Origin of the sequence: Nitrosopumilus sp. (assembly GCF_025699255.1) — an archaeon.
GTDB lineage: Archaea > Thermoproteota > Nitrososphaeria > Nitrososphaerales > Nitrosopumilaceae > Nitrosopumilus.
Window position 1 is genome coordinate 75089 of record NZ_JAILWA010000006.1, and the last position, 13269, is coordinate 88357.

General features: G+C 33.5%; 16 protein-coding genes. 14 read left to right on the forward strand and 2 right to left on the reverse strand.

Going from position 1 to position 13269, the window contains the following annotated elements; translation table 11 throughout:
• Positions 1-27: 27 nt before the first annotated feature.
• The 12 genes from K5781_RS06990 to K5781_RS07045 all read left to right on the forward strand — a co-directional run bounded on the left by K5781_RS06990 (position 28) and on the right by K5781_RS07045 (position 10139).
• Positions 28-429 carry an arsenate reductase ArsC gene (locus tag K5781_RS06990; protein ID WP_297442132.1) on the forward strand — a complete coding sequence of 134 codons (402 nt, stop codon included), beginning with the start codon at positions 28-30 and terminating at the stop codon, positions 427-429.
• 4 nt (positions 430-433) lie between these two features.
• Entirely contained in the window at positions 434-1117 is a 684-nt protein-coding gene (locus K5781_RS06995) for an aquaporin (RefSeq protein WP_297442134.1), read from the forward strand.
• A 25-nt stretch (positions 1118-1142) separates the two neighbouring features.
• Entirely contained in the window at positions 1143-2420 is a 1278-nt protein-coding gene (gene hemL, locus K5781_RS07000) for a glutamate-1-semialdehyde 2,1-aminomutase (protein WP_297442136.1), read from the forward strand.
• The gene (gene hemC / locus K5781_RS07005) at positions 2417-3352 is read left to right on the forward strand and encodes a hydroxymethylbilane synthase (RefSeq protein ID WP_297442138.1); all 936 of its coding nucleotides are present in this window, start codon (positions 2417-2419) and stop codon (positions 3350-3352) included. The genes hemL and hemC overlap by 4 nt, the downstream gene beginning before the upstream one ends.
• The gene (cobA, locus tag K5781_RS07010; protein WP_297442140.1) at positions 3349-4089 is read left to right on the forward strand and encodes a uroporphyrinogen-III C-methyltransferase; all 741 of its coding nucleotides are present in this window, start codon (positions 3349-3351) and stop codon (positions 4087-4089) included. The genes hemC and cobA overlap by 4 nt, the downstream gene beginning before the upstream one ends.
• Positions 4089-4886 (forward strand): uroporphyrinogen-III synthase, encoded by a 798-nt coding sequence (locus K5781_RS07015; RefSeq protein WP_297442142.1) that lies wholly within the window; start codon positions 4089-4091, stop codon positions 4884-4886. Before cobA ends, K5781_RS07015 begins: the two co-directional genes overlap by 1 nt.
• 77 nt (positions 4887-4963) lie before the next feature.
• A complete protein-coding gene (gene sufB / locus K5781_RS07020; RefSeq protein WP_297442144.1) occupies positions 4964-6364 on the forward strand; it encodes a Fe-S cluster assembly protein SufB in 1401 nt (466 codons plus the stop codon).
• A 24-nt stretch (positions 6365-6388) separates the two neighbouring features.
• Positions 6389-7789: a Fe-S cluster assembly protein SufD gene (gene sufD / locus K5781_RS07025; RefSeq protein WP_297442146.1), complete on the forward strand. Its 1401-nt coding sequence runs from the start codon at positions 6389-6391 to the stop codon at positions 7787-7789.
• Positions 7790-7793: 4 nt separating this feature from the next.
• A complete protein-coding gene (locus K5781_RS07030; RefSeq protein ID WP_366848083.1) occupies positions 7794-8102 on the forward strand; it encodes a non-heme iron oxygenase ferredoxin subunit in 309 nt (102 codons plus the stop codon).
• A gap of 3 nt (positions 8103-8105) precedes the next feature.
• The gene (locus K5781_RS07035) at positions 8106-9350 is read left to right on the forward strand and encodes a cysteine desulfurase (protein WP_297442149.1); all 1245 of its coding nucleotides are present in this window, start codon (positions 8106-8108) and stop codon (positions 9348-9350) included.
• Positions 9347-9790 (forward strand): iron-sulfur cluster assembly scaffold protein, encoded by a 444-nt coding sequence (locus K5781_RS07040; protein ID WP_297442152.1) that lies wholly within the window; start codon positions 9347-9349, stop codon positions 9788-9790. The genes K5781_RS07035 and K5781_RS07040 overlap by 4 nt, the downstream gene beginning before the upstream one ends.
• A 1-nt stretch (position 9791) precedes the next feature.
• A complete protein-coding gene (locus K5781_RS07045) occupies positions 9792-10139 on the forward strand; it encodes a hypothetical protein (RefSeq protein WP_297442154.1) in 348 nt (115 codons plus the stop codon).
• On the opposite strand, the gene pgk is transcribed toward K5781_RS07045, so the two are convergent.
• A complete protein-coding gene (gene pgk / locus K5781_RS07050; protein WP_297442156.1) occupies positions 10132-11358 on the reverse strand; it encodes a phosphoglycerate kinase in 1227 nt (408 codons plus the stop codon). The genes K5781_RS07045 and pgk overlap by 8 nt on opposite strands.
• Before the next feature lie 266 nt (positions 11359-11624).
• Between pgk and K5781_RS07055 the strand changes: the two genes are divergently transcribed.
• Positions 11625-12128, forward strand: a complete 504-nt coding sequence (locus K5781_RS07055) for a phosphatase PAP2 family protein (protein ID WP_297442158.1) — start codon at positions 11625-11627, stop codon at positions 12126-12128.
• Here the strand turns inward: K5781_RS07055 and K5781_RS07060 are convergent.
• Positions 12117-12428 (reverse strand): hypothetical protein, encoded by a 312-nt coding sequence (locus tag K5781_RS07060; protein ID WP_297442160.1) that lies wholly within the window; start codon positions 12426-12428, stop codon positions 12117-12119. The two genes, K5781_RS07055 and K5781_RS07060, sit on opposite strands and share 12 nt — an antisense overlap.
• A 125-nt stretch (positions 12429-12553) precedes the next feature.
• On the opposite strand from K5781_RS07060, the gene K5781_RS07065 reads away from it, so the two are divergent.
• Positions 12554-13269 (forward strand): ATPase V (locus tag K5781_RS07065; RefSeq protein WP_297442162.1); only part of this gene is annotated, 716 nt, incomplete at its 3' end.

Here is a 13269-nt window from a genome sequence, read left to right on the forward strand (position 1 = left end):
AACTGATATTTATGTGATATTGTAGAAATGACTGATAATGTTCTATTTGTATGCGTAGAAAATGCTGGCAGAAGCCAAATGGCTGAGGCTTTTTTTAGAAAATTTGCTCCAAAACATTTCGTTGTTTCTAGTGCGGGCACAACCCCTTCCCAACAACTTAATCCTACTGTTGTTCAAGTTATGAAAGAAATCGGAATTGATTTGATTAATCAACAACCCAAATTATTGTCCAACTCTATGATTGAAAATTCATCTAAAACCATTAACATGGGATGTATGGACAAAGAATCTTGCCCTACATTATTTGTAAGGGATGTTTTAGATTGGAATATTTCTGATCCTAAAGAAAAATCTATTGAAGAAGTCAGAATAATTCGAGATAAAATAAAATCTGAAGTTCTCAATCTGATCAAAACTCTTGAGGGATAAATTAATGACCTATTCAAACTTGCAAATTTTTACAGTAGAGTTAATTGGGACATTCATTCTTGTACTTTTTGCAACTGGCTCAATAGTATATGATGTTAAAGTTTTTGATGGACAATTAGGGATTCCATTTGCTGCTCTGGCCCCCTTTGTTGCATTGTTAATTGGTGTTTATTCTTTTGGAAAAATATCTCTTGCACATTTTAATCCTGCAGTGACTATTGGATACTATATCACAGGTCATATATCAAAAATACAAATTGTATATTATTTTGCAGCTGAAATAATTGGCGCATTATTAGGTTCACTTTTTGTTTTAACATTTATTGGAGATCAAGCTAATCTTGGAGCAAATACCCCCAACCTTGATTTTTCATTATTTGTAATTTTTCCTGTTGAAGTTTTAGCATCTGCACTGCTCATGGGAGTCATTTTTTATGTTGTTTACACAAAAGGATTGAGAGGATTTAGTGGAATTGCAATTGGAGGAATAGTTGGATTAGATATTATGTTCTTGGCTTTCATTTCGGGCGCTTCAATGAATCCTGCTAGAGCTCTTGCTCCTGCATTATTGTCTGGAACCTTTGAAAATCTCTGGCTTTATTGGACTGCCCCTTATGTTGGAACCATGATTGTTGCATTTCTATTTAGAAAGAAATTCCAAGCACAAAGAGCAGCAAATTACGAATAATAATGACCCAAAATACCCCTGAATAGTGTCTGAATCAAAAAAATTATTCAATTCTGCTAAAAAGGTTATTCCATCAGGAGTCAATAGCCCTGTAAGGTATTTTGAACCCTATCCTTTCTTTACGAAAAAAGCAAATGGTGCATACATTTGGGATGCTGACAATAAGCGCTACATTGATTTTTGCAATGGTTATGGGGCTCTCCTTTTAGGACACCGACGAAAAGAAATTGTTAATTCTGTTTCACAGCAATTATCAAAAGGCACTCTTTATTGTACTCCTACTGAATCTGAAATTGAACTTTCTAAATTAATCATTGGAAATTTCCCATCTGTTGACAAAGTAAGATTGATGAATACTGGTGGAGAAGCTACGATGACTGCAATTAGACTAGCTCGTGGTTTTACAAAAAAGAAAAAAATTATAAAATTTGAGGGCTGTTATCATGGAGCACATGATTCTGTCCTAGTCAAAGCAGGCTCTGGTTCTGCACATAATGGTATTTCAGTATCTGATGGTGGATTAGATGAGGTATCAAAAAACACCCTTGTTGTAGAATATAACAATATTGAAGATTTAGAAAAAACTATTAGAAAAAATAAAGACATAGCAGGAGTAATTGTAGAACCAATACTTGCAAACATGGGTTTGATTTTACCTGAAAAGAATTTTCTTTCTGATTTAAGAAAAATCACTAAAGAAAACAGTATTCCGTTGATTTTTGATGAAGTGGTAACTGGATTCAGAGTATCTCCTGGTGGAGCTCAAGAACATTTTGGAATAAAACCTGATATTACAACAATGGCAAAAGCACTTAGTAACGGATTTACCATTTCTGCAGTAGGTGGAAGAAAAGAAATAATGGATTTGCTTTCTCCTGGTGGCAAAGTTTACCAGGCAAGTACTTTTGCTGGCAATCCGATTTCTGTTAGTGCCGCAATTAGTTCAATTAAAACAATAAACAAAATTAAAAACAAACTCTATTCCAAACTTGAAAGATTCAATCTCTTGTTTTCAACTGCTTTAGATGACATGGCTACTGATATGAACATCCCTCACCAAATCAATTTTACAGCCTCTATGTTTCAGATTTTCTTTACAAACAAACCTGTTGTTGATTATCAAACCTCAAAGAATGCAAATGCAAAGAAATTCCAAAAACTATTCCAAACTTTATTGAAAAAAGGGATTTTCATCGCTCCTTCTCAATTCGAGGTTGTTTTTCTTTCTGATGCTCACACTGAAACTGATCTTAACAAAACACTTGATGCATACCATTTGGCGTTGAAATCGGTGAAAAATTGAAATATTTAGTTGGAGCCAGAGGAAGCCAATTATCTATTGCACAGACTAATTGGGTGATTTCAGAATTAAAAAAAATAAATCCTGAATGTGAATATGAAATAAAACCAATCACTACCAAAGGTGATACAGATACACGACCATTGTTTACAATAGACCAAAAAGGAATTTTTGAAAAAGAAATTGATAGAGCTGTTGCTCAAAAAGAAGTTGATTTTGCAGTTCATAGTTTGAAAGATGTTCCATCTGAATTGGATGAAAATCTGATATTGGCATCAATTCCAAAACGAGAAGCTGTAAATGATGTGTTTATTTCTTCAGATGGTTCCACACTGGATGATATTAAAAAAGGCTCAGTTATTGGAACTAGCTCTCTAAGAAGAGCAGTTCAAGTTTCTAGACAAAGACCTGATTTGATTGTAAAACCTATTCGAGGCAACATTGAAACTAGAATTAAAAAAGCATCTGGAGAAAACTATGACGCAATTGTTCTTGCACAAGCTGGAATTTCCAGATTGGGAATTAATGTAAGGTATACATCATTATCTGTTGAATCTTTTTCTCCTTCTCCTGGACAGGGCGCAATTGCAATTGTTGCTAGAGCAGATGATGTTAATACAATTTCAATGTTAAAAAAAATTGAAGATGTCAATTCACGTTTAGAAATAGAGGCTGAACGTTCTCTTTCAGATTATGTTGACTCTGGATGCAGGTTTCCATTAGGTGCATATGCTAAATCACATGGTTCAGATATGACTCTGACTGTATCTGCTTTTTCTGTAGATGGAAAACAATCTATTCAGGTAAACAAAACTGGACCAAAAGAAAACCCTAAATCTTTGGGACAGAGTGTTGGAGAAGAATTAAGAACAAAAGGAGTAAATGATCTTGCATTAAATTGGAGAGAAAAAGTGGAGGAGTGGAATAAAAAATGACTGGAAAAGTGTATCTTGTTGGTGCAGGTCCTGGAGACAGTAAGTTAATTACATTACGTGCAGTTGAATTACTTGAAAAAGCTGATGTTGTTTTGTATGATAGACTAGTTAGCAAAAAAATTATTTCTATGATTCCAAAAAAAGCAGAAAAAGTCTATGTTGGACGTGCTGTTGGTGATGACACAACTCATCAGAACACAACAAATGATCTAATGGTAAAATATGCAAAATCTAAAAAGAATATAGTTAGACTAAAGGGAGGTGATCCCATAATCTTCGGACGCGGTGGTGAAGAAGCGGAATTTCTAAAAGAAAATAAAGTAAAATATGAAATTGTTCCCGGTATTACTTCTGGAATAGGCTCTGCAACCTATGCTGGGATTCCTTTAACTCATAGAAAACATGCTTCATCTGTAGTTTTTGTTACTGGTCATGAAGATCCAGAAAAGAAAAAAGAGATTGTAAAATGGAAAAATCTTGCAAAATCAGTTGATACTATAGTAATAATGATGGGACTTTCTAGGATAGATGTAATTTGTAAACAACTCATTACAGGTGGAATGGATAAAAAAACTCCTGTTGCTGTAATACAAAATGGTACTACTCCAAAACAAAAAATGATCAAAGGAACCGTCACAAATATTGCAAAAAAAATCAAAGAAAATAAAATCACTCCGCCAACAAATATCATTATTGGCAATGTTGTGGATTTATCAGAAACTATTGGGTGGAAGTAATGTTGGAAGGAAAAACTATAGCAATTACCAGATCAAAAGATGATTCTTCAGAATTCGTTTCTCTTGCTGAAGAAAACAAAGTAATTCCAATTTCATTGCCTACCATTGAGCTTGTAAGCAAAGGAGAAAAAATAGTTGATGAATTCTTAGAGTCTGTTGCCAAATACAATCCTGATTATTCTGTTTTTATGAGTTCAAAAGCTGTAAAATTATTATTTGATACTGCAAAAAATGTTGGAAAATTAGAACAACTACAGTTGGCAGTTGCAAATACTATGGTGATGTCTGTAGGTCCTAAAACAACCATTGCACTTGAATCTGAAGGAATCAAAGTAAATCACCAACCTGATACCTATTCCTCTGTAGGTGTTGGAGAAGAATTTACAAAAATTCATGCAGTTGGAAAAAAAGTAATTGTTCCACGCAGCGGTGCTTCTACTCCATTTCTAAAAGAACTATTAAACAAAATTGGTATTGACGTGCTGGAGATTCATCTTTATGATGTATGTGCATTTAGAGATACTTCTCAATGGAATGGTTTTCGTCAATTATTTTCCCAGAACAAAGTAGATGGTGTTGTTTTTACTAGTGCTTCATCTGTAAGAGGTTTCTTTGAGATCATGTCTAAAGATTATGAAATGAATGATTTGTTAGATCATCTAGGAAAACTATCTGTAGTATCAATTGGGCCATTTACTTCTGATGAACTAAAAAAATTCAAAGTCAAAAACACTGTTGCCGAAGTTCATACTGTTGCTGGTGCATTTGACGAGATGAAAAATACGTTAACTGCTTAGTACAAAATTTAGCTGAAGCTATTTAGCTATGCCTATTTTTCCTCATGTATTTATAATATAACGGGGTTATTTTGAGCATGACCTCTGAAAATCTAGATATGGATTATTCAAAATATGATTTTAAAGACTCTACAGAAATGTATGTCCACCTTAGCAAGAAAGGCCTGTCTAAGGAAACTGTGATTAGTATCAGTAAAATGAAAAACGAACCACAATGGATGCTTGATTTCAGATTACGTTCTTATGAAATTTTCATGCAAAAACCAATGCCTACTTGGGGAGGTGATCTCAGTGTAATTGATTTTCAAAATATTTACTATTATGCAAAAGCATCTGACAAAGTTGAAAAGAATTGGGATGATGTTCCAGAAAATGTAAAAAATACTTTTGACAAACTTGGTATTCCAGAAGCAGAAAAGAAATTTTTAGCCGGTGTAGGTGCACAATATGAATCTGAAGTAGTATATCATAGTCTTAGAGAAGACTTGGCAAAACAAGGTGTTCTCTTTTTGGATACTGATGCAGCACTCCATGAACATCCTGAGATTTTCAAAAAATATTTTGGTAAAATTATTCCTCCTGAAGATAACAAATTTGCAGCATTAAATAGTGCAGTTTGGAGTGGTGGCTCTTTCATCTATGTTCCACCAAATGTGAAAGTTGACATGCCTTTACAAGCATACTTTAGAATTAACGCTGAAAACATTGGTCAATTTGAAAGAACATTGATTATTGTTGATGAAGGTGCAGAAGTACATTATATTGAAGGTTGTACTGCCCCTGTCTATTCTTCAGAATCTTTACACTCTGCAGTTGTAGAATTAGTGGCACACAAAGATGCAAAATTAAGATACACTACAATTCAAAATTGGAGTAATGATGTATACAATCTTGTTACCAAACGTGCTTATGCATATGAAGGTGCAACAGTAGAATGGATTGATGGAAACATTGGAAGTAAATTAACCATGAAATATCCTGGAGTATATCTTATGGGTGAAAGGGCATATGGTGAAACATTATCAATTGCTTTTGCAGGTAAGGGCCAACACCAAGATACGGGTGCAAAAATGGTTCATCTTGCACCAAACACTACTTCTAAAGTTACATCAAAATCTGTTAGTAGATTGGATGGACGCTCAACTTATAGAGGAATGCTAAATGTGGCAAAAGGTGCTACTGGTGTAAAATCAACTGTAAGATGTGATGCATTACTATTAGATGATACCTCTAAAACTGATACCTATCCATACATGGAGATTAATCAGGAAGACGCAACAATCACTCATGAAGCAACTGTTGGAAAAATTGGAGATGATCAAATTTTCTATTTAATGAGCAGAGGATTTAGTGAAGAAGAAGCATTATCTTTAATTGTTAATGGATTTATGGAACCATTCACAAAAGAATTACCAATGGAATATGCTGTTGAATTAAACAGACTCATCAAATTAGAGATGGATGATTCAGTGGGATAACTCCCAAACTTATTTTGATTAACCATGTCTCAAGAAATTCTTTCAAAACTTAACACTAGTCTCATTGATGAGATCTCCTCATCTAGAAATGAACCTGATTGGCTAAAAAATTACAGAAAGACTTCTCTGTCAATCTATGATAGATTGCCAATTGAATTGTCTCCTCTTTACAATAAATATACTGATGCTAAAAAAATGGATCCTGAAAAAGTTTCTTTATCAACCTCTACTACTGAAACTATTCCTAATTTTCTTACAAAACGATTAAGTGAGTTAGAAAATGAGATATGTATTATTCAAATTGGAACTAATATTCATAGAATTAACTTACCTGATGATTTAAAATCTAAAGGGCTTGTAATATCTTCAATTTCTGATGCAATCAAAAATAATTCTGAATTAGTGAAAAAAGCATTAGAAGCTTCACATTCTGAAGATGATAAATTTACCGCATTAAATAATGCTGCTTTTAATTCTGGTATCTTCATCCACATCCCACGTAATTTGATAATAGAAAAACCAATTCATTTCATGATTTGTCTATCAGAAGATGGTCATTCTACAATCTCTAGAAATGTAATCTTTGCAGATGAAAGTAGTAAGGCTACAATAGTTCAAGAACTTTATTCCCCAGGAATTCAAACACAACAAGCCTATTTGGAATTACTAAATACCAATCTTGGAGCAAATGCCCAATTGGATTTTACTACTTTACAAATGATTGATCAACATGCAGTTGTATTTTCAACAAGACGAACTGATTTAGCTCAAGATGCTAAAGTAAATTGGTATTCTGGATTATTTGGTTCAATGCTTTCTAGATACAAAATTGAATATTTTCTAAATGGGACAGGAGCATCGTGTAATGATTCTGAAGTAATTTTTGGAAACAATGAACAATCTTTTGATATTCAAACCAACGTCAATCATGAAAGCCCTGCAACTGAAGGACGAGTAGTTGAAAAATCAATACTGAGAAATAAATCTAAATCTCTTTTCAAAGGAATGATCAGAATCAAAGAAAATGCAACAAAATCAAATTCCTTCTTGTCTGGTCGTTCAATTCTATTAGATAAAGACGCAAAATCTGATGCCATTCCTGGATTAGAAATTTTCACCAATGATGTCAAGGCAACTCATTCTGCATCAGTTGCACAAATTGATGAAGAACAAATATTCTACTTGAAAACAAGATGTCTTAGCCATGAAGAAGCTGAAAGAACTATTGTTGAAGGATTCTTAGAACCTCTTTCCAGAAAAATGTCTTTTCAAGTTAGAGCATGGATTGCATATCTCATTGAATCTAAGTGGGATAACAAAGAACTTACAATTAACACCGATGAAGAATTAGCTAAATTTGTTGAAATTGAAGAGACTCGTTACAACGAAGACTCTGAAATTGAACAACACTACAAGTATCGGTGATATTTTGTCTGAATGGATTAAAGCCTGTAATATAGATCAGGTTAAAGAAGGTCAACTTTTTGGATTCGTTCATGAAGATAAGAAACTCCTCATTGCAAATCTTAAAGGTAAAATCCATGCTACTGATTTGATATGTACTCATGCAGATGCAGATCTTTCTACTGGTTTTCTAAGTGATGAGGGTGTCCGATGCCCTTTACATCTCTCTGTTTTTAATTTAGTAAGTGGAGAACCACAAAACCTTCCTGCAGAAACTCCTCTTAAGGTGTACAATGTTAAAATAGATGCTGACGAAATTTACGTGGAGCTTTAAGACATGCAAAGTACAGAATCTCTTTTTGAAAACATTAGAAATGATTTTCCTATTCTTAAAAGAACTGTTAGGGATAACAAACCTCTTGTTTATTTGGATAATGCATCAACTACACAAAAACCAAATCAGGTAATAGATTCTATTACTGATTACTATCAAAATCATAATGCAAATATTCACAGAGCTGTTTATGCATTGGCAGAAGAAGCTACTGAAGCATATGAAGCAACAAGAGATAAGATTGCAAATTTTATCAATATTAAAAACCGTCAAGAAATTATTTTTGTTAGGGGAACAACTGAAGCAATTAACTTAGTTGCATATGCTTGGGGCAGAACTCATATCAATGAAGGTGATATTGTTGTTACTACTGAATATGAGCATCATAGCAACATTGTACCATGGCAACTTGTCACTCAAGAGAAGCATGCTAAATTAGAGTACATTGGAATGGATGATAATGGTGAATTGATTTTAGATGATCTTGATAAATATTTGGCAACAGGTAAAGTTAAACTTGTAACTTTTAGTTTAATGTCTAATGTTCTTGGAACCATAACTAATGCTAAAAAAATTATTGAAAAATGTAAAGCAGCAGGAGTTCTTACTCTGATTGATGGTGCACAAGCAGTACCTCACATGAAAGTAGATTTAGAAAAATTAGGTTGTGACTTTTTTGCATTTTCTGGTCATAAAATGCTTGGACCTACTGGAATTGGTGTTTTATGGGTCAAAAAATCAGTTCTTGAAACCATGAGTCCTTTTCATGGTGGAGGTGATATGATTAGAGAGGTTCACAAGTATGAAACTACGTGGAATGATTTGCCATACAAATTTGAAGCAGGAACTCCTAATATTGCAGATGTTGTGGGATTGGGCGCTGCAATTGATTACCTTACTAAAATTGGCATGGATAATGTACGTGAACATGAAATTGAATTAACAAAATATGCAATTGAAAAATTATCTCAAGTTAAGGGACTGCATATCTATGGCACAAAAGATATTTCAAAACGTGGTGGGGTTATTTCATTTAATTTTGCAGATGTACATCCGCATGATGTTGCACAAATCATTGACGAGGAAGGAATTGCAGTTAGATCTGGACATCATTGTGCACAGGTACTAATGGAAAGATTAAACGTTGCAGCTACTTCAAGAGCTAGTTTTTACATTTACAATACTAAACAAGACATTGATATTCTGGTAAATTCATTAAATACTGTGGCAAAGGTGTTCAAATTATGAGTAGCAATGCAGATATTTATCACGAAATGATCGTTGATTATTCAAGAAATCCCATTAACTATGGTGAAATTGAAAATCATGATGTAACATTTCATGATTCTAATCCTCTATGTGGGGATAGTATTGATATTGACATGAAAATTGACGACAACAAAGTATCTGACATTAAATTTCATGGAAAAGGATGCGCAATTTGCATGGCTTGTTCTTCTGTTCTAACAGAAATTACTAAAGGTAAGAGTATTGAAGAAGCAAGAGCAATTGAAAAAAATGATGTTTTAAGTGAGTTGGGTCTTGAACATCTTCAGGCAGTCCGAATCAAATGTGCATTACTTTCTCTAAAAGTACTCAAATCTGCACTTTATACTTACATTGGTAAGAATCTAAAAGATTCTGAAGATGTGGATAAACTAAAAGAAGAGGCAGCAAATCTGTACTAGTATGAGTGATTTTACTCCTACAGTGCCAATTGAAATTCAAATACGAAAAATAATCTTTGAAAAATTTAATGATGTTGATACAAATTTTACAAACGATGCAATTTTTGAAATTCTTAAAACAAATGGGGATATCGACCCTTCGTGGATAATAGATGACACTGAATCTTTTTTCAATGAATTATGTGATTCTGGACTTGCAAGAAATATTGGCCAAAACTTTACTACGATATATCTAAAACTATTTGATCCTATTGAAAAACATCATTGTGATTCATGTGGTAATGACGTTCATCTGGGACCTTCTGAAGAAAAAAAATGCCCTAACCCTTCTTGTAAGTCTGCTATCTAGATCTGTATTTTATCGCGGCATCTTCTAATGCTTTAATCATTGGTAGTTTTTCTCCTGTAAGATAAAGGACAAGAGCTCCTCCTGCTGTACTTACGTGATTAATTTTATCTGCTAATCCTTGTTGTTTTAATGCTGTTGTGAGATGTCCTCCACTTACAATTGTTGTTGCCATTGAATTTGCAACTGCTTGCAACAATGCTTTTGTCCCATAACTGAAATTTTCTTTTTCAAAAAATCCTGCAGGTCCGCTGATAAATACAGTTCCTGCCCCTGCAATAAGTTTTGAATAATATTCTACTGTTTTTGGTCCTAAATCAAATATTTTATCTCCTTTTCCCATCTCTCTAACATCCATCTCTACTCTTTCTCCATCTTTATCGATTGCAATATCTACAGGAGTTGCAAATACATCTGGGTATTCACCAATTAGTGAATGTGCTTTTGCCACTACTTCTTCTTCTCTTTTTATTCCCATTGGAGATTTGATTCTAGCTTGTGCTCTCATGAACACATTTCCAATTAATCCTGTTAATAGAACATGATCTGCACGACCATTCTGAATTAATAATCTGATGGCCTCTAATCTGTCTGGAATTTTAGAACCTCCTAAAACGATTACGTGAGGTGCTTTTGCCACTGTCATTATTTCATCAAGATTTCTGACTTCTCTTTCTACAATTCTTCCTGCACAGGCTGGAAGTACTTGTGGGAACCCTACAATTGATGGATGTGATCTGTGTGCACTAGGAAATGAATCCAATACCACAAGATCAAACAATTTTGATAGACGAGAAACCATGATTGTTTTTGCTGCGTTCTCTGGTGTAAATTCATAATTTTCTTCAGCACATAATCGAAGATTGTCTAATAGTAAAATATCTCCACTTTCTAAATTTTTAATTGCATTTTGTGCTGCTTCTCCAATTGTATCTTCTACATATTTTATCTCTCTTCCCATTAATTTTTCAAGGACTTTGGCATGTTTATCCATCCCAGTGTATTCATTATTTCCAACTCTTCCTTGATGTGAACCGATGACCACTTTAGCTTCTTTTAATGACTCAAGGGTTTCAATTGCCTCTTCAATTCTTTTTGTTCCTGAAATTTCTAGAGTTTCAGGATTTATTGGACAATTCATATCAACTCGCAAAAAAACCGTCTTGCCTTTTAGGTCAAAATCGTCTAGTGTGAGTACCTTCACGATTTGTCTATTGCCCACTTGGTTAAATTCTTTAGCCGATCAGAAATATTTTCTATATTTTTCTTTCAAAACTTATCTATTGACAAAAATTAAAAGACATGTGTTTGAGGTTTCTATAATTGCAGAATTGGCTTTTTGATATTAGGTCTCGTTCTTTTGTTCTACTAACCATTTTATTTTTAATACTTACAGCAATTGTATATTTTAGAATTTCAGAAAGTTTTGATCAAAATGTGATCTTGTTTTTTTCTGAAAATGTTGGAAACCCTTCACTTGATCTCATAATGCAATCCGTCACTGAAAGTGGAGAGGCCCTCTGGATGTTGGGTTTTGCAATTTTGGTCTTGCTGATTCCTAAAACCCGAAGAGTGGGGATTACATTAATGATTTTGATTGTCATTTCTACTCTATTGACTGGATATGTAAAATGCGGTGTTGATAGAGACAGGCCTGATTTTGAATATGCCTCTGTGCCTTTTCCTGTGCCTGTTAGCAAGGATACCTTTGCTCTCTTTTGTGAGGGTGGTTATGATGCATCATATCCATCTGGTCATGCTGCAAGATCAATGATTTTTGCTATTATTATTGGATATGCCCTTTCTGAAAGATTCCCTCGTGGAGCATATCTGATGTTTTTGTATCCCTTTTTGATTTCGATTAGTCGATTATATGTCTTAGAACATTATCCCATGGATGTAATTGGAGGAACTGTAATTGGAGTAATGCTAGCTGGAGTCATGGCAAAAAGAACAAAACTCTACAAAATCTTTGACAAGTCAAAAACCTAATTCTGTCAATCTTTCTCTATGAATTAGAACTATTGCATAATGATTATCATCATGATGATATGTCCAATATTTGATATCTCTATCTTCTTTTTTTTGTCTTAACCCCGTTGTAATGCCTGTCGTAACAGAATATCCAATTCTTTTTGCAATTTTTGATTCTTTTGGCATTAGAACTTTGTATCCTTCTTTTTTTCCTTTGAATCCTAAATTTACCATATCTTCAACTGCCATAACTGCATCTTTTTCATCTTTTAGATCATATGTTTTTGATATTGGCAAATCTTTTGGATGAAATTCCATATTATTTCTTACTTCTTTTTACTAATATTTTTTAAAAATATGTTTTTAGCGATCAAATTAAGTTAATTTTCTTAACTTGAAAGTCAAATCATGATTATGTCCACCACTTAACCGACTCTTTTGTCTTGATTCAATCATTGGCATCATTAGAAAAACTAGTCGTTCAATTAAGAGAAAAGAAACAAGAAGCAACCAAATTACGAAAAAAAGCTGAAGATCAACTCAAAGAGTTTCGATCTGCTGAAAAACGTTCTTCCTCCGGATTACAATCTTTGGATAAAAAAATTGAATCTGAAAAAGAGGAATCTTCTGATGTTTCTACTGTTCTAACTAGGAAAAATTCTCAATTGGAGAGTATTGCTAGATTAGTGGCTGCAGCAGAAGAACGCCTTGCTAGAGAAAAAGAGGCCATTGAACAGGCTGAACAAGAAATCGAATTTGCTGAAAACCCCTTAGAAAAACAAAATGCTGAGGCTAGATTACGCTCATTAAACAATCATGTGGATGAATTAGTTGAAGAAATAAAGAATAGACAAAAAACTGCAAAAAAAATTTCAGATGATGTTGACAATTACTCTGATATTAAATCAAAAATAGTATCAAAAATACAAAAACAAACAAAATCAAAACCTTCTTTGCGTGAAACAAAAACCGCAAGTCACAAAGCAGCACAAAAATTACTTAAAGAAGTGGAAAGGCGAATAAAAACCGAAGACTCTGTCCAAAAATCATTAGAAAAAGCATCTTTAAAATTAAAAGAACTGTTAGCAAATAGAAAAAAATCTACTGCAAAGAAAAAGACTGCAGCTAAAAAGAAACCTGCAAAGAAAAAGACTGCAGC

Bases quoted from the DNA above. Each gene is read 5' to 3' on its own strand.
- K5781_RS06990 (WP_297442132.1), top strand. From the start codon at position 28: ATGACTGATAATGTTCTATTTGTATGCGTAGAAAATGCTGGCAGAAGC.
- K5781_RS06995 (WP_297442134.1), top strand. From the start codon at position 434: ATGACCTATTCAAACTTGCAAATTTTTACAGTAGAGTTAATTGGGACA.
- cobA (WP_297442140.1), top strand. From the start codon at position 3,349: ATGACTGGAAAAGTGTATCTTGTTGGTGCAGGTCCTGGAGACAGTAAG.
- K5781_RS07015 (WP_297442142.1), top strand. From the start codon at position 4,089: ATGTTGGAAGGAAAAACTATAGCAATTACCAGATCAAAAGATGATTCT.
- sufB (WP_297442144.1), top strand. From the start codon at position 4,964: ATGACCTCTGAAAATCTAGATATGGATTATTCAAAATATGATTTTAAA.
- sufD (WP_297442146.1), top strand. From the start codon at position 6,389: ATGTCTCAAGAAATTCTTTCAAAACTTAACACTAGTCTCATTGATGAG.
- K5781_RS07035 (WP_297442149.1), top strand. From the start codon at position 8,106: ATGCAAAGTACAGAATCTCTTTTTGAAAACATTAGAAATGATTTTCCT.
- K5781_RS07040 (WP_297442152.1), top strand. From the start codon at position 9,347: ATGAGTAGCAATGCAGATATTTATCACGAAATGATCGTTGATTATTCA.
- K5781_RS07045 (WP_297442154.1), top strand. From the start codon at position 9,792: ATGAGTGATTTTACTCCTACAGTGCCAATTGAAATTCAAATACGAAAA.
- K5781_RS07055 (WP_297442158.1), top strand. From the start codon at position 11,625: ATGCAATCCGTCACTGAAAGTGGAGAGGCCCTCTGGATGTTGGGTTTT.
- K5781_RS07060 (WP_297442160.1), bottom strand. From the start codon at position 12,428: ATGGAATTTCATCCAAAAGATTTGCCAATATCAAAAACATATGATCTA.